13 protein-coding genes and 1 pseudogene are annotated in these 15,019 nt (G+C 66.0%); 3 read left to right on the forward strand and 11 right to left on the reverse strand.

Annotated elements, in window-relative coordinates; translation table 11 throughout:
• Window positions 1-25 precede the first annotated feature (25 nt).
• The 8 genes from gmk to pyrR all read right to left on the reverse strand — a co-directional run bounded on the left by gmk (window position 26) and on the right by pyrR (window position 9,528).
• Entirely contained in the window at window positions 26-595 is a 570-nt protein-coding gene (gmk, locus tag CCONF_RS06460) for a guanylate kinase (RefSeq protein ID WP_290221893.1), read from the reverse strand.
• A 7-nt stretch (window positions 596-602) separates the two neighbouring features.
• Complete coding sequence (mihF, locus tag CCONF_RS06465) at window positions 603-923, reverse strand: integration host factor, actinobacterial type (protein WP_070768354.1); 321 nt, start codon at window positions 921-923, stop codon at window positions 603-605.
• A gap of 239 nt (window positions 924-1,162) precedes the next feature.
• Complete coding sequence (gene pyrF, locus CCONF_RS06470; RefSeq protein WP_290221897.1) at window positions 1,163-2,032, reverse strand: orotidine-5'-phosphate decarboxylase; 870 nt, start codon at window positions 2,030-2,032, stop codon at window positions 1,163-1,165.
• The gene (carB, locus tag CCONF_RS06475; protein WP_290221900.1) at window positions 2,013-5,357 is read right to left on the reverse strand and encodes a carbamoyl-phosphate synthase large subunit; all 3,345 of its coding nucleotides are present in this window, start codon (window positions 5,355-5,357) and stop codon (window positions 2,013-2,015) included. The genes pyrF and carB overlap by 20 nt, the downstream gene beginning before the upstream one ends.
• A 26-nt stretch (window positions 5,358-5,383) precedes the next feature.
• On the reverse strand, window positions 5,384-6,544 hold the full coding sequence (gene carA, locus CCONF_RS06480) for a glutamine-hydrolyzing carbamoyl-phosphate synthase small subunit (protein WP_290221901.1): 1,161 nt from the start codon (window positions 6,542-6,544) through the stop codon (window positions 5,384-5,386).
• A gap of 75 nt (window positions 6,545-6,619) precedes the next feature.
• Complete coding sequence (locus CCONF_RS06485; protein ID WP_290221903.1) at window positions 6,620-7,981, reverse strand: dihydroorotase; 1,362 nt, start codon at window positions 7,979-7,981, stop codon at window positions 6,620-6,622.
• A gap of 12 nt (window positions 7,982-7,993) precedes the next feature.
• Window positions 7,994-8,947: an aspartate carbamoyltransferase catalytic subunit gene (locus tag CCONF_RS06490; protein ID WP_290221905.1), complete on the reverse strand. Its 954-nt coding sequence runs from the start codon at window positions 8,945-8,947 to the stop codon at window positions 7,994-7,996.
• 2 nt (window positions 8,948-8,949) lie between these two features.
• Entirely contained in the window at window positions 8,950-9,528 is a 579-nt protein-coding gene (gene pyrR / locus CCONF_RS06495) for a bifunctional pyr operon transcriptional regulator/uracil phosphoribosyltransferase PyrR (RefSeq protein WP_290221907.1), read from the reverse strand.
• A gap of 279 nt (window positions 9,529-9,807) precedes the next feature.
• Between pyrR and CCONF_RS06500 the strand changes: the two genes are divergently transcribed.
• The 3 genes from CCONF_RS06500 to CCONF_RS06510 all read left to right on the forward strand — a co-directional run bounded on the left by CCONF_RS06500 (window position 9,808) and on the right by CCONF_RS06510 (window position 12,278).
• Window positions 9,808-11,184, forward strand: a complete 1,377-nt coding sequence (locus CCONF_RS06500) for a TIGR01777 family oxidoreductase (RefSeq protein ID WP_290221909.1) — start codon at window positions 9,808-9,810, stop codon at window positions 11,182-11,184.
• Window positions 11,185-11,308: 124 nt separating this feature from the next.
• Window positions 11,309-11,800, forward strand: coding sequence for a YbjN domain-containing protein (locus tag CCONF_RS06505; protein WP_290221911.1), 492 nt, complete (start codon window positions 11,309-11,311; stop codon window positions 11,798-11,800).
• On the forward strand, window positions 11,793-12,278 hold the full coding sequence (locus CCONF_RS06510; RefSeq protein ID WP_290221913.1) for a YbjN domain-containing protein: 486 nt from the start codon (window positions 11,793-11,795) through the stop codon (window positions 12,276-12,278). Before CCONF_RS06505 ends, CCONF_RS06510 begins: the two co-directional genes overlap by 8 nt.
• Window positions 12,279-12,566: 288 nt before the next feature.
• On the opposite strand, the pseudogene nusB reads toward CCONF_RS06510, so the two are convergent.
• The 3 genes and pseudogenes from nusB to CCONF_RS06525 form a co-directional block, all read right to left on the reverse strand.
• A pseudogene (nusB, locus tag CCONF_RS06515) lies at window positions 12,567-13,053 on the reverse strand (transcription antitermination factor NusB); the annotation flags it as partial.
• A 73-nt stretch (window positions 13,054-13,126) separates the two neighbouring features.
• Window positions 13,127-13,690, reverse strand: a complete 564-nt coding sequence (gene efp / locus CCONF_RS06520; protein ID WP_070768344.1) for an elongation factor P — start codon at window positions 13,688-13,690, stop codon at window positions 13,127-13,129.
• A gap of 174 nt (window positions 13,691-13,864) precedes the next feature.
• Window positions 13,865-14,962: a M24 family metallopeptidase gene (locus CCONF_RS06525; RefSeq protein WP_290221916.1), complete on the reverse strand. Its 1,098-nt coding sequence runs from the start codon at window positions 14,960-14,962 to the stop codon at window positions 13,865-13,867.
• Window positions 14,963-15,019: the final 57 nt, after the last annotated feature.

Genomic DNA, 15,019 nt, shown 5'->3' on the forward strand with positions numbered 1-15,019 from the left:
AATTACGGATACTTGAATACTGACTCTAACCTTGCAGGATAGCACTGATGGCGGCGACCGCCTCTTCCAAGTCCTCGTTGACCACCACGTGGTCGAACTCGTCTTGGGCTGCTAGCTCCTGCCGCGCGGTTTCCAGCCTACGCTCGATAACGCCCTGCGGTTCCGTACCCCGGCCGGTCAGGCGGTCAACCAGAACATCCCACGACGGGGGCGCTAGGAAGACCAGCTGTGCCTCGGGCAGCGCCTGCTTGACGGCGCGGGCACCGGCCAGATCAACTTCGACCAAGACCGGCCGGCCTTCGGCCATCGCGTCCTTAACGGGCTGCGCTGGTGTACCCGACCGCTGGAGCCCGCCGTGGATCTCTGCCCACTCGAGCATCTCGCCGGAGTCGATACGTTCTTGGAACTGCTCCGGGGTGACGAAGAAATAGTCAACCCCGTCTTGCTCACCAGGACGGGGTTGGCGCGTCGTCATGGACACGCTGAAGTACAGCCCGTCCACTCCGGTGCGTAGGCGCGAAACCACCGTGGATTTACCCACTGCGGACGGCCCAGCCAGTACCACTAGCCGCCCGCGTTTGGTTGCACCAGACATGACGGACTTAGGAGGAGTAGCCGAAGCGCTCCAGCAGGGCGCGACGCTGGCGCTCACCCAGGCCGCGCAGGCGGCGGGTCTGAGCAATCTCCAGGTCTTCCATGATTTCCTTAGCTTTGACCTTGCCCACCTTCGGCAGTGCTTCCAGGAGAGCGGAGACCTTGGTCTTGCCAATGATCTCGTCGCTTTCTGCCTTGTCCAGAACTTCCTTCAGGTTGGTAGCGCCGCGCTTCAGATCAGCCTTCAGCTCAGCGCGAGCCTTGCGAGCCTCAGCAGCCTTAGCGAGGGCTTCCTTACGCTGCTCATCGGTCAACTTTGGAAGGGCCACAGGGTTTCCTCCGATTCGTTAGATTGATTTTGACGTCCAGTACATGAATACCAGATTCCGAAGCTAGTACCAGCGCATTACACGCAGGCACCCGCTCCGACTTCTGGCAATCCTAGCACTGCTAGTAAATCGATGCCGTTACCGGGCTTGGTGTCGCACACCGTTTCAGCACGTCATCGAAGTGCGGTTACTAAAATACCAGGTTAGGCCCGGGGCCGATAATCGGCCCGAGGCGCGCGCTAATCCCGGAAGTCCGCGGCTATGGAATCCACAGCTTTTCGCAGGTCATCTACCTTCGGGCCGCGCTCCAGGATGGCGCGCGAGACGTTCGCGAAGCCCAGTTCGCTGCGCCCGGCCACGATCGCGCGGACCTCTTTGGGGCCGGCCCCCTGGGCGCCCACGCCCGGCAGCAAGACTGGCCCATTGAGCTGGTCCAACTCCGGCGGCGTGTCCAAGGTTGCCCCGACCACCACGCCGATATCCCCAACCTGGCCGGGACGGGTTTCCGCGTTGCGCTCGGCGCAGATATCCACCACCGACTGGGCCACGGTGCGGCCGCTATCCGGTGCCTGGAGTCCCTGCAGGCGACGGGCCTCCGGGTTGGAGGTAGCCGCCAGCACGAAGATGCCCCGGCCGGTGGCCTGGGCCGCCGCAAAGGCCGGCTCCAGGGCGCCCACGCCCAGGTAGGGGCTCAGGGTGACCGCGTCGGCCCTTAGGGGCGAGTCCTCGCCCATCCAGGCGTCGGCGTAGCCGGCCATGGTGGAACCGATGTCGCCGCGCTTGGCGTCCGCCACGCTCAAGCAGCCGACCGCGCGCAGATCAGCCAAGGTCTCTTCCAGGGCCGCCAGGCCCGCGGAGCCGAAGCGCTCGTAGAAAGCCACCTGGGGCTTGACCAGCGCGGCCACCGGCGCGAAGGCCTCCACGCAGCGGCGGCTAAACTCCCGCACGCCGGCGGCGTCCACGCCCAGCCCCCACTGCTGAAGCAGGTAGGGGTGCGGGTCGATGCCGACGCACAGCCGGCCGCGCTGCTGGCCGGCCGCGACCAGCCGCTCGCCGCAGCCCGGCGCTCTCGTCCCGGGTTGCTGTTGGCTAGTTGTTGACTGGGGCATGCCTGAGCTCCTGCAGCGCGCGTACCTCGAAGTTGCCCTGGCGCTGCGCCTCGAGCGCCTGGACGCCGGCGGTCACGCCCTGGACGGTGTTAATCAGCGGCACGTCCACCTCGACGGCGGCGGCGCGGATCTCGTAGCCGTCGTGGCGGGAGCCGGAGGAACCGGCCGGGGTGTTGATGATGAGGTCGACCTCGCCGTCCAGGATGCGGTCCACGATGGATTTGCCCTCTGCCCCACCGCGGATGTCCGAGGACTTGAGCACGGACTCGCACTCGATGCCGTTGCGGCGCAGGATGGAGGCGGTCCCGGCGGTGGCCAGGATCTTGTATCCCATCGTCGACAGGCGGTGGATCGGGAAGATGAGCGTGCGCTTGTCGCGGTTGGCCACGGAGACGAAGACCGAGCCTTCCTTCGGCAGCTTGGCAAAGCCGGCGGTCTCCGCCTTGAAGTAGGCGGCGCCGAAGTTGTCGGCCAGGCCCATAACCTCGCCGGTGGACTTCATCTCCGGCGACAGCAAGGTATCCAGCATGGAACCGTCCGGGCGGCGGAAGCGGTTGAAAGGCAAGACTGCTTCCTTGACCGCCAGCGGGTGCTCCATCGGCAGCGCGCCGCCGTCATAGCTTTCCGGCAGCATGCCCTCGGAGCGCAGGTCGGCAATGGTCGCGCCCATCATGATGCGGGCAGCGGCCTTCGCCAGCTGCACGCCGGTCGCCTTGGACACGAACGGGACCGTGCGGGAGGCGCGCGGGTTGGCCTCGATGATGTAGAGCACGTCGTCCTTGAGCGCGTACTGGACGTTCATCAGGCCCTTGACCCCGATGCCCTCGGCGAGCTTGCGGGTCGATTCGCGGACCTTCTCGATGTCTTGCGGCCCCAGGGTCATCGGCGGCAGCGAGCAGGAGGAGTCGCCGGAGTGGATACCGGCTTCCTCGATGTGCTCCATGACGCCGCCCAGGTAGACCTCCTCGCCGTCGCACAGGGCGTCGACATCGATCTCGATGGCCGAGTCCAGGAAGCGGTCCACCAGCACCGGGTGGTCCTCGCTGAGCTCGGTGGCGCGTTCGATGTAGGACTCCAGGGAGGGCTCGTCGTAGACGATCTCCATGCCGCGCCCACCCAGCACGTAGGACGGGCGCACCAGCACCGGGTAGCTGATGTTGGCGGCGACTTCGCGGGCCTCCGCGAAGCTGGTGGCGGTGCCGAACTCCGGGGCCGGCAGCTCGGCGGCGGCCAGCACCTTGCCGAATTCACCGCGGTCCTCGGCCAGGTTGATGGCCTCCGGGGTGGTACCCACGACCGGCACCCCGGCTTCGACCAGGCGCTCAGCCAGACCCAGCGGGGTCTGTCCGCCGAGCTGAACGATAACGCCGGCGACGGTGCCGGAGACTGACTCGGCGTGGTAGATCTCCATGACGTCCTCGAACGTCAGCGGCTCGAAGTAGAGGCGATCAGCGGTGTCGTAGTCCGTGGAGACGGTCTCCGGGTTGCAGTTGACCATGACGGTTTCGTAGCCCTGGCGCGACAGCTCCAGAGCGGCGTGCACGCAGGAGTAGTCGAACTCGATGCCCTGGCCGATGCGGTTCGGGCCGGAGCCCAAGATGATGACCTTTTCGCGCTCGCGCTGCTCGGCCACCTCGGACTCGGCGTCCGGGTCCAGCTCGTAGGACGAGTAGTGGTACGGGGTCTGGGCCTCGAACTCGCCGGCGCAGGTATCCACGGTCTTGTAGACCGGGCGGATCCCCAGCGACCAGCGCAGGGAGCGCACGCCATCCTCGCCGGCGAACTCGGTGCGCAGCGCGGCAATCTGGGCGTCGGACAGGCCCAAGTACTTGGCCTCGCGCAGCAGGTCGGCGTCCAGGACCGGGGCCTCCAGCAGCTTGGTACGGAAGGTCACCAGCGCCTGCAGCTCGGCCAGGAACCACGGGTCGATGCCGGAGGCCTCGTGGACCTCGTCCACGGTAGCGCCCAGGCGCAGGGCCAGCTCGGCGTCGTACATGCGGCCCTCGGTCGGGGTGCGCAGGTCGTCCAGGACGGCGTTCTTGTCGGTGGCACGCTCGCCGGCGAAGAACTCGTCGTCGGTGGTCCAGAAGCCCGCGGGCTTGTTCTCGAGCGAGCGCATGACCTTGTTCAGGCCGGCGATGTAATTGCGGCCAATGCCCATGGCCTCGCCCACGGACTTCATGGTGGTGGTCAGGGTGTCGTCGGCGCCCGGGAACTTCTCGAAGGCAAAGCGCGGGGCCTTGACGATGACGTAGTCCAGGGTCGGCTCGAAGGCCGCCGGGGTCACGCCGGTGATGTCGTTGGTGACCTCGTCCAGGGTGTAGCCGATGGCCAGCTTCGCGGCCAGCTTGGCGATCGGGAAGCCGGTGGCCTTCGACGCCAGCGCGGAGGAACGCGACACTCGCGGGTTCATCTCGATGACGATGATGCGGCCGTCCTCCGGGTTCACGGCGAACTGGATGTTGCAGCCGCCGGTGTCCACACCCACGGCGCGGATGATAGAAATACCCAGGTCGCGCATCTTCTGGTACTCGCGGTCGGTCAGGGTCAGCGCCGGGGCCACGGTGACCGAGTCGCCGGTGTGCACGCCCAGGGCGTCGACGTTTTCGATGGAGGCGATGACCACGACGTTGTCGTCGCCGTCGCGCATGAGCTCGAGCTCGAATTCCTTCCAGCCGAGGATCGACTCCTCGATGAGCACGTTGGCCTCCGGGGAGGCGGCCAGGCCGCCGCCGGCGATACGGTCCAGGTCCTCGTAGCTAAAGGCCAGGCCGGAGCCCAGGCCGCCCATTGTAAACGACGGGCGGACGACGACGGGCAGGCCCAGCTTCTCGACGGTGGCGTGGACCTCGTCCATGTTGTAGCAGACCGCCGAGCGGGCGGACTCGCCGCCGACGGAGGCCACGATGTCCTTGAATTTCTGGCGGTCCTCGCCGCGCTCGATGGCGTCGATGTCGGCGCCGATGAGCTCGATGTCGTATTTGTCCAGGATGCCCAGGCGATCCAGCTGGATGGCCGCGTTCAGGGCGGTCTGGCCGCCCAGGGTGGCCAGCACGGCGTCGATCCGGTGGCCCTCCTCAATCTCCTTGACGATGATCTTCTCGATGAACTCCGGCTCGATGGGCTCGACGTAGGTATGGTCGGCGAATTCCGGGTCCGTCATGATGGTGGCCGGGTTGGAGTTGACCAGGGTTACCCGCAGGCCTTCTTCCTTGAGTACGCGGCAGGCCTGGGTGCCGGAATAGTCGAACTCGCAGGCTTGGCCGATGACGATGGGTCCGGAGCCAATGACCAGGACGTGGTTAATATCGTTGCGCTTTGGCATGGTCTCTTTACAATCCTTCCTGGTCTTTACTTGTTGTCTGCACGCTGGCTGAGCAGCTCGATAAACTGGTCAAACAGCGGGTTGGCGTCGTGGGGGCCGGCGGCGGATTCCGGGTGGTACTGCACGGAATAAGCCTTGCCACTCTTCAGCGCCACGCCCTCGACAGTGCCGTCATTGAGGCAGGTGTGGGTGATGATGGCCGGCCCAAAGTCCGACTCGAACTCCCCGCCCGGCTTTCCAGTCGGGTTTTCCAGCGCGAAGCCGTGGTTCTGGGAGGTGATGTCGATCTTGCCGGTCAGGTGGTTTTGCACCGGGACGTTGATGCCACGGTGGCCGAACTTCATCTTGTAGGTGCTCAGGCCCAGCGCGCGGCCGAGCAGCTGGTTACCGAAGCAGATGCCGAAGAGCGGGTAGCCGGCGGACAGGATGTCGCGGACGATGCCGACCATCTCGTCGGCCGTGGCCGGGTCGCCCGGCCCGTTGGAGATGAATACCCCGTCCGGCTGGTACTGCTCGATCTCCTTGAGCGGGGTGCCCGAGGGCACGACGACGGTCTCGATGCCGCGGCGGGCGAAGTGGCGCGGGGTGGCGGACTTAATCCCCATGTCGTAAGCGACGACGGTGTAGCGCTTTTGCCCTTCCGCTTCGATGGTATACGGCGCGTCGGTGGTCACCTCGCCGGACAGGTCGGCGCCTTCCATGGCCTCTTGGCCCTTGACCTCGGCGAGCAGCTCCTCGACGTCGCGCTCGGCGGCCTCACCACTGAAGATGCCGGCGGCGATGGAGCCGTAGTTGCGCAGGTGGCGGACCAGGGAACGGGTATCCACGCCGCGGATGCCGATGATGTTCTGGGCTTCCATCTCTTCCGGCAGGCTGCGTTCGGCGCGCCAGTTGGACACGCGGTGAGCCAGGTCGCGGATGACCAGGCCGGCAACCCAGATGCGGTTGCCGCGGGACTCGTTGTCCTCGTCGTTCCAGCCGGTGTTGCCGATCTGCGGGGCTGTCGTCACCACGATCTGGCGGTGGTAGGACGGGTCCGTCATGGTCTCCTGGTAGCCGGTCATGCCGGTGGTAAAGACGGCCTCACCGAGGGTGGTTCCGGTGGCGCCGAAACCAAAGCCGCGGAACGTACGACCGTCTGCCAAGACCAGGATGGCCGGCGTGGAGGTATGGGCGGAGTCAGTCATGAATGTGCCTTTCGCTGACTAGTAAATCTTGAGAAGTATTATATGCGGTCTTATGTATTTCTTCCACGACTGACTTTAGTCGTCAGCCCCGCGGGAGTACGTCACCGCGCCACGCAGAATGGTGTGGGTAACCTGCGCGTTGAATTCCTCCCCCTCATAGGGGTTATTCCGCGCCTTGGAGGCCAGCCGCGTCGAGTCCGAATTCCACGGGCTGTTCGGGTCCACCAGCGCCAGGTTGGCGGGCTCGCCCACCGCGATCGGACGCCCCTGGCCCGGCAGGCGGGTAATCTCCGCCGGGCGCTCGGACATCACGCGGGCGACGAAGCGCCAGTCGGCCAAGCCGGAAGCGACAAAGATCTTGGCGATAATCGCGAGCGAGGACTCCAGGCCGAGCATGCCCGGCTTGGCGTTTTCGAACTCCACGCACTTGTCTTCGGCGCCGTGCGGCGCGTGGTCGGTGGCCACGCAGTCGATGACCCCGTCCAGCAGCGCTTGGCGCAGTGCCTGCGTGTCGTGCTCCTCACGCAGCGGCGGGTTGACGCGGAAGACACCGTCATAGGTGTGCAGCTTGTCGTCGGTCAGCAGAAGGTGGTGCGGGGTCACCTCGGCAGTCAGGGGGATGTCCTGGGACTTCGCCCACTTGAGCAGTTCCACCGTGCCGGTGGTCGAGGCGTGGCAGATGTGCACGCGGTTGCCGTAGTCGCGGGCCAGCAGGGCGTCGCGGGCCACGATCGATTCCTCGGCGACCCGCGGCCAGCCGGTCAGGCCCAGCTTGGCGGCGGTCTCACCTTCGTGCGCCACTGCCCCGTCGGTCAACCGCGGCTCCTCGGCGTGCTGGGCCAGCAGGACGTCCAGACCCTTGGCGTATTCCAGGGCGCGGCGCATCAGCTGCGGATCGGCCACGCACTTGCCGTCGTCGGAGAACATCCGCACCTTGGCGTCGCTGCGGACCATCATGCCGAACTCGGTGAGCGTCTTGCCCTCGAGCCCCTTGGTGATAGAGCCCACCGGGTGCACGTCGCAGGTGCCGATGCGCTGGGCTTTGGCCCAGATGGACTCCGCGATGACCGGCTGGTCCGTGACCGGGTTGGTATTGGCCATGGTGAACACGGCAGTGAACCCGCCCTTGGCGGCGGCCTGGGAACCGGTCTCGATGGTCTCGGTGTCCTCGCGGCCTGGCTCGCGCAGGTGGACATGCATGTCCACCAGGCCTGGCAGGAGCACGTTGCCCGCGCCGTCGATGACCTCGGCCTGCTGGGCATCGTCCCCGGCCAGCTGGTCGGCCAGCCCCGCGCCGATCTCGGCGATGACGCCGTCGCGAACCAAGACGTCGACCGGGTCTCCCTCGCCGTAGGGGCGGACGTTGGTGATAAGCAACGGGCGCTGCGGCGCCGGGTGGTTGGCGCCGGTAGCCGGGAATTGAGAAGTGTTGGTCATGAGTATTTTCTCCTATTCCGCCGAGCTTTCGCCGCCGGCGAGCAAAGTGAACAAGACTGCCATGCGCAGGTGCACGCCGTTGCTGACCTGCTGCAGAACGGCGGTGTTGTCGTAATCAGCCACCTGGTAGTTAATTTCCATGCCGCGGAGCATCGGGCCCGGGTGCATGATGATGGCGTCCTTTTTCATCTGGGCCGCGCGCTGCGGCGACAGGCCGTAGAGGTTCGCATATTCCCGGTGCGACGGGAAGAAGCCGCCGTGCATGCGCTCGGCCTGCACGCGCAGCATCATGACCACGTCGGCATCGGCCAGCTCGGCGTCGAAGTCGTAGGCCACGCGCACCGGCCAGTTTTCCACGCCGTTCGGCAGCAGGGTGGCCGGGGCGACCAGGGTAACTTCCGCGCCGAGCTTGGTCAGCAGTTCCACGTTGGAGCGCACCACACGCGAGTGCAGGCAGTCGCCCACGATCTTCACGCGCAGACCGGAGAAATTCCCGCCGGTAATGCCCAAACGCTGGCGCATGGTCACCGCATCCAGCAGAGCCTGGGTCGGGTGCTGGTGCGCGCCGTCGCCGGCATTGATGACCGACGGGCCGTTACCGTCCGGGGCCACCCAGCGGGCCAGCTGCTGCGGCGCACCCGAGGACGGGTGGCGGATGATGATGGCGTCCGCGCCGATGGCGGCCAGGGTCAGGCCGGTATCGCGCAGGGACTCACCCTTCTTCACCGAGGACGTCGAGGCCGACAGGTTGATGACGTCGGCCGACATCCACTTGCCGGCGGTCTCAAACGACGAGCGGGTACGCGTGGAGTTCTCGTAGAACAGGGTGTAGATGGTCCGTCCGCGCAAGGTCGGCAGCTTCTTGACCTCGCGGCCGTCGAGGACCTCTTTGAAACGGTCTGCCTCGTCCAGAAGTGCCACCAGGTCGGTCGCGCTGACGTCGGCAATATCGAGTAGGTGCTTCATGACTAATCCTCCCGGTTGACGCGGGTCAGCACGACCGCGTCGCGGTCATCAAGGTCGCGGCTGTAGACGGCAATGTCCTCGTCGCGCGAGGTGGGGATGTTCTTGCCCACGTAGTCGGCGCGGATCGGGACTTCGCGGTGCCCGCGGTCGACCAGGCACGCCAGCTGGATAATGCGGGGGCGCCCCACATCGGACAGGGCGTCTAGGGCGGCGCGGATGGTGCGCCCGGAAAACAGGACGTCGTCGACTAGGATGAGGGTCGTGCCGTCGATGCCGCCGCCGGGGATCCGGGTCGGCTGCAGGGCGCGGTGCGGTTTGGAACGCAAATCGTCGCGGTAGAGGGTGATATCCAGGGAGCCGCACGGCACGGTCACCCCGGCGAATTCTTCGATCTTTTCTGCTAGCCGGTGGGCCAACGGCACACCACCGGAAGGGATACCCAGCAGGACGACTGGGTTCGCGTCGGCCTCATCAAGGGCCGTCTTTTCAATGATTTGGTGCGCGATGCGTGCGACAGTGCGCGCGACGTCGTCTGAGCTCAGCAGCTCAGTGGACTCCGCGGAGGTGTCGGTACCACTCATCGTGACCTCCTTCCCCGCCTCACGGTGCGGTCTTTAAAGGATGTCGAATAAGGGTCAGATGAAATTATTCACGTAGCCGGGTACGCAGCGTTGCCGGCCCCGCTCGTGCTAAGGCGAATCTTAGCAGCCCCGGTACCCCGATTGCACCCCTGCGCGTAGCTGAAACACATCCTCCCCCGAACTCGGGGGCGGGCCGAGCGCGCGGCTGGCCAAAACTGGGACAATAGTTGGTTACACTCCACCGAATACCCGGACTTTTTAAAGGAGTTCTTCAACACCGTGACATTCCAGGCACAGCACGTCATCCCCGCCGACCGCGAGCAGGTATGGGAGTGGCACACCCGCCTCGGCGCCGTGAGCCGCCTGACCCCGCCCTTCCTCCCCATGGCCCCTCAGGAGCAGGCCCGCAGCCTGGCCGACGGCACCACCGTGTTTTCCCTGCCCGCCGGCCTCAAGTGGGTCGCCCGCCACGACTTGTCCCGGTACCGCCGCGGGGTGTCCTTCAGCGACGTGTGCGTCTCCGCCCCACTCAAGCGGCTGGCCTCGTGGCGCCACGACCACCACTTTGCCGATCACGCCGACGGCACGCTGATCACGGACACGGTGGACACCCGCATCCCCTCTAGCGCGCTGGAGGCCTCTTTCGCCTACCGGCAGCACAAGCTGATTGGGGACTTCGAGTTCATCAACCAGCTGCGCGACCAGGGCATTAACATCCTGACCCCCGAGGCTCGGCCTTTGACCGTGGCGATTACCGGCTCGCGCGGCTCCGTCGGCCGAGCGCTTTCCGCAGAGCTGACCACGCTGGGCCACCGCGTCATCCAACTGGTCCGTTCGGAGGCCAAGGACGGCCAGCGCACCTGGAACCCGAACTCGCCGTCGCGCAACCTGCTCGACGACGTCGACGTGCTGGTCCACTTAGCCGGCGAGCCCATCTTCGGTCGCTTCAACGACAAGCACAAGCAGGAAATCCGCGACTCCCGCGTGGGGCCCACCCGCAAGCTGGCCCAGCTGGTGGCCGCTAGCCCAGATACCGAAACCTTCGTCTGCGCCTCCGCCATCGGCTATTACGGCAACGACCGCGGCGACGAGGTGCTTACCGAGGACTCCGCCTCCGGCGACGGCTTCCTGGCCGAGGTGGTCCGCGACTGGGAGGCCGCCACCGCCGAGGCCCGTGAGGCCGGAAAGCGCGTGGTCAACATCCGCACCGGTATCGCCCTGACCGGGGCTAGCGGCCTGCTGCCGCTGCTGCGGGCGCTGTTTTCCACCGGCCTGGGTGGCTCCTTCGGCGACGGGGATTTCTGGTTCTCCTGGGTCGCCTTTGACGACCTATGCGATATCTACACCCGCGCCATCTTCGACACCGCCCTGTCTGGGCCCGTAAACGCGGCCTCCACTGCCCCGGTGCTCAACCGGGAAATGACTCAGATCCTGGCCGAACAGCTCAAGCGCCCGGCGGCCATTCCCATCCCCGCCCTCGGCCCGGCCCTGCTGCTGGGCAAGGAAGGCGCCCAGGAACTAGCCCTGGCCGACCAGCGCGTGGCCCCGGCCAAGCTGCAACGTCGCGGGCACGTCATGCGCTTTGACACCATCCAGGACACCTTCGCCCACGAGCTAGGCAACCAGCGCCTCTGGCAGCCTGCAGACGCGAACTAGCCGCCCGCGCCCCACGCCGGATTGCTCTCCGTTATGCTGGATGGACGGGTTACCCGCCGAAGGCCTCGGTAGGTAACGAATGATATTCGACCCCCTTTAAGCTACAAGTTTGGATTTTGTCCCAGTGACTGATGAACAACCCCAATTGCACCCGGACACCCCAGTGGAGCCGGTGACCCTCGCCCGCGTCGCGGAGATCTTCGACGCCGAAAAGCTGCAGTACCGGATGGAAAACCAGCCGGTCAGCGACGAGGAGACCATCGACATCCTGCGGACCGGTTTTTCTAACGCCGCCATCGCCATGCAGGTGCGGGAAAACACCCTCATTCTGGATTCGGTGTGGCGCGGCGACGTGCCGGCCTCCGAGGGCCCGAAGGTCTTGGCCCAGCTCAACCAGTGGAACACCGAGCACTTCGCCCCGACCCTGCGGTTCTTTGAGACCGGCGAGGGAAGCTTGGCCGTCTCCGCCGTGCGCGAGCTCAACATCAGCCAGGGCCTGTCCCGCAACCAGGTCGGCGCCTTCGTGATGTCCACCCTGGACGCCGTCGTACAGTCGTTTACCTGGCTGGAACAGCAGTACCCGGAACTCGTGACTTGGGAGGAGCACAATGACTAACCAGAATCCGACCGACACCGCCCTGCCGGAGGTCACCCTGGACCGCGTCATCGAGGCGATGCGCACTTTCGAGATCGAGCTGGAAAAGATCGAGGGCCGTAACGACGCCGCCACGGCCAACCTCAACGGCCTGCCGTGCATGTTCGCGGTGCTGGACTCCGTGGTTATCGTGCGCTGCGACGTGGCTACCGACGCCTCCTTCTCCCAGGCCGACGCCGGGCTCTTCCTGGCGGCCAACCAGATCAACTCGGTCTCCTTCGGCGCCCGCGTGGCCATCGCCGAGCACGAGGACATGCTCATCGTGCGTTCCGAGCGCGACCTGCCGGTGGCCGCCGGCGCGACCGACGGCCAGCTGACCGCCGCGCTCCAGGCCGCCGTCGACGGCGTCATCGGCGCGCAGAACGCCATGGTCTCCGCCGCCGAGGAAATGGCCAAAAAAGGCTCCGAGACCGCCCAGGAAGCCGGCGGCGAAAACTAAAAGCCCAGACAGCACAAAAGCTGGCTGCCCTCCTTATCCAACCTCGCGCACTAGCGCGGGTGGGTGGGAAGGCAGCCAACTTTTTGGATCTCGGAGCACCAGCCGGGGGCCGGCATGGGCCGGCACCGCGGGACCGCGGCTACTCGGCCGGCGAGTCCTTCTCCCCTTCCGGGGTGCCCGCAGCCTCAGCCTCGTCGGGCTCGGGCTCGGGTGCCGCCGGCGCAGCGTCACAGGTCTCGGCAGCGGCCGGCGCCGTGACTTCGGTGACGTCGGCGGTGCTCGTTGCATCTTCGTCGGCTCCGGCGGCGAGGTCTTGCTCGGCGGTCATCGGGCTGCCGGTGCGGCGGGACTGCGCGATGTCGTCGAGGACGGCGTTGATGTACGGGGCGGCCTTGATGTGAGAGTATTCGCTGGCCAGCTCCACGCCTTCGGTCACCGCGGTAGCCAGCGGCACCTCCGGGTTGAACAGCAGCTCCCAGGTGGATACACGCAGGATGGCGCGCTCGACGGGAGGCAGCCGGTCCAAGCGCCAATCATCGGCGAGGTAGCGGGCGATCGCGTCGTCGATATCGTCCAGCTCTTCGGCCACGCCCTGAACGATTTCTGCGGTGTAGTCCGCGATCGGCGCAACGCCGTGCTCGCCTTCCAGGGCTAGGCCCTTTCGCTCCTCCACGATCGCCACCGGATCGATGTCGCGGTTTTCTGCCTCGTAGAGGATGTCGGCGGCACGCCGCCGTGCCCGGTACCGCGCGCCGTGGCGACGATTACGGGACACACGCTCGGGAGACGAGCTGTGCTGCTCGGTATTTTCTTCCGTCACTGGGTCCTTCTTTGAATCTTGCTGCACGCTAGTTGCTGACGCGGGACAGGTACTCGCCCGTCCGGGTGTCAACCTTGAGCACGTTGCCGGTCTCGATGAACAACGGGACCTGGATCTCCGCGCCGGTCTCCAGGGTGGCCGGTTTGGTGCCGCCGTTGGAGCGGTCGCCCTGCAGGCCCGGATCGGTATGCTCGACCTTCAGGTCAACGTTGATCGGCAGCTCGGCGAACAGCGGCTCGCCCTCGTGGAAGGAGACCTGCACGCGCATGTTTTCCAGCAGGAACTTGGCGGCGTCGCCGAACTTGTCCGGGCTCAGCTCGACCTGCTCGAAGTCCTTGTCGTCCATCACGACGTAGTTGCTGCCGTCGTGGTACAGGTAGGTCATGTCACGGCGGTCCACCGTCGCGGTCTCGACCTTGGCGCCGGCGTTCCATGTCTTATCCGTGACCTTGCCCGAGACAACGTCCTTGAGCTTGGTGCGCACGAAGGCAGGGCCCTTGCCCGGCTTGACGTGCTGGAACTCAATAATCTGCTGGAGCTTATTGTCAATCTTTAGAACAAGACCGTTCTTGAATGCGGTGGTATCAGCCACGAATCAATCTCCCGAAGTCTGTTGGATTAAAAGTTACGTCTTGCCAGTTTACTATCCCTGCCGGAATGCGTGTAAAACCGGCGCCCACTTTTTGTGGTGGGCAACCGGCGGCAACGCCCCCGAGCGGTGAGTGCGTCCGCACCGGCGGTGCGCTCGAGGGACCTGGGGCAGGCGCTAGAAGGACCGCAGTTCCTTCGGCGAGCGGGTGATGATAGTCGGGGCGCCGTCGGTGATGATGAGGGTGTCCTCGATCCGGACGCCGCCCTTGCCGGGCACGTAGACGCCCGGCTCAATGGTCAGCGTCATGCCGGCGGCCAGGGTGCCCTTGGCGTTGCGGGCGGCCGCGGGGGCCTCGTGGACGAGCAGGCCCACGCCGTGACCGGTCGAGTGGACGAAGTACTCCCCGTAGCCGGCCTCCTCGATGACGTCGCGGCAGGCCTTGTCCACGTCCGCGAGTGCGGTGCCCGGGGTTGCCGCGGCCACGCCAGCCTCCTGGGCGCGCTGGACCACGTCGTAGATCTCCCGGGCGGACTCGTCCGGTTCACCGATGACGACGGTGCGCGTCATGTCGGAGTTGAAGCCGCGCAGGTGGGCGCCGAAGTCGATGGTGACCAGGTCGCCGTCTTCCAGCACGCGGTCGTCGGCGCCGTGGTGCGGCAGCGCGGAATTCGGGCCGGAGGCCACGATGGTGTCGAAGCTGGTACGCTCCGCGCCGGCCGCGCGCATCCGGTATTCCAGGTCGGCCGCGATCTGGCGCTCGGTGCGGCCCGCACGGACCTCGCCGGCGGCCAGCATCGCCTCGAAGGCATCGGTAGCCAGCTGCGCCAGGGAGTCCAGGCGTTCCAGCTCGAGCGGATCCTTGTAGAGGCGGATCTCCTCAATCACGCCGGAGATCGGCACCAGGGTCACGTCCTCCGAGCAGGCCTTCTCGAGTGCCGCGTGCTGGTTGACCGAGACCGTGTCCGCTTCGAAGCCGACCCGCAGCGGCCCCTGCCCTTCCAGGGTCTTGAGCAGGGCCGTGCCGACGCCACGCTCGATAATCGGCTCAATGTCGGGCACTTCCTGCTTGATCTGGGTGGTGTACCGCCCGTCGGTGGCAATGGCGGCGGAGAGGTCCTTCCGCAGCAGCAGCGCGCCGTTCGAGCCGGAGAAATTCGACAGGTAGCGCACGTGAATCAGGTCGGTGACCAAAATCGCGTCGATGCGCTGCCCCGCCAGCTGCGCCGCTAGCTTCCGGCGCCGGTCGCTGAAGCGAGTATCTGCCAAAGCCATGGTTAATCCTTTCCGCTGAGCAAAATGCACTAAAGGCAGGCTCTAAAAGCCCACCGC

Origin of the sequence: Corynebacterium confusum, from assembly GCF_030408715.1 — a bacterium.
GTDB classification, from domain to species: domain Bacteria; phylum Actinomycetota; class Actinomycetes; order Mycobacteriales; family Mycobacteriaceae; genus Corynebacterium; species Corynebacterium confusum.

What these genes read in the sequence shown, in the direction of transcription:
- gmk (WP_290221893.1), bottom strand. Translation starts at nt 595, where the DNA reads ATGTCTGGTGCAACCAAACGCGGGCGGCTAGTGGTACTGGCTGGGCCG.
- pyrF (WP_290221897.1), bottom strand. Translation starts at nt 2,032, where the DNA reads ATGCCCCAGTCAACAACTAGCCAACAGCAACCCGGGACGAGAGCGCCG.
- carB (WP_290221900.1), bottom strand. Translation starts at nt 5,357, where the DNA reads ATGCCAAAGCGCAACGATATTAACCACGTCCTGGTCATTGGCTCCGGA.
- carA (WP_290221901.1), bottom strand. Translation starts at nt 6,544, where the DNA reads ATGACTGACTCCGCCCATACCTCCACGCCGGCCATCCTGGTCTTGGCA.
- CCONF_RS06485 (WP_290221903.1), bottom strand. Translation starts at nt 7,981, where the DNA reads ATGACCAACACTTCTCAATTCCCGGCTACCGGCGCCAACCACCCGGCG.
- CCONF_RS06490 (WP_290221905.1), bottom strand. Translation starts at nt 8,947, where the DNA reads ATGAAGCACCTACTCGATATTGCCGACGTCAGCGCGACCGACCTGGTG.
- pyrR (WP_290221907.1), bottom strand. Translation starts at nt 9,528, where the DNA reads ATGAGTGGTACCGACACCTCCGCGGAGTCCACTGAGCTGCTGAGCTCA.
- CCONF_RS06510 (WP_290221913.1), top strand. Translation starts at nt 11,793, where the DNA reads ATGACTAACCAGAATCCGACCGACACCGCCCTGCCGGAGGTCACCCTG.
- CCONF_RS06525 (WP_290221916.1), bottom strand. Translation starts at nt 14,962, where the DNA reads ATGGCTTTGGCAGATACTCGCTTCAGCGACCGGCGCCGGAAGCTAGCG.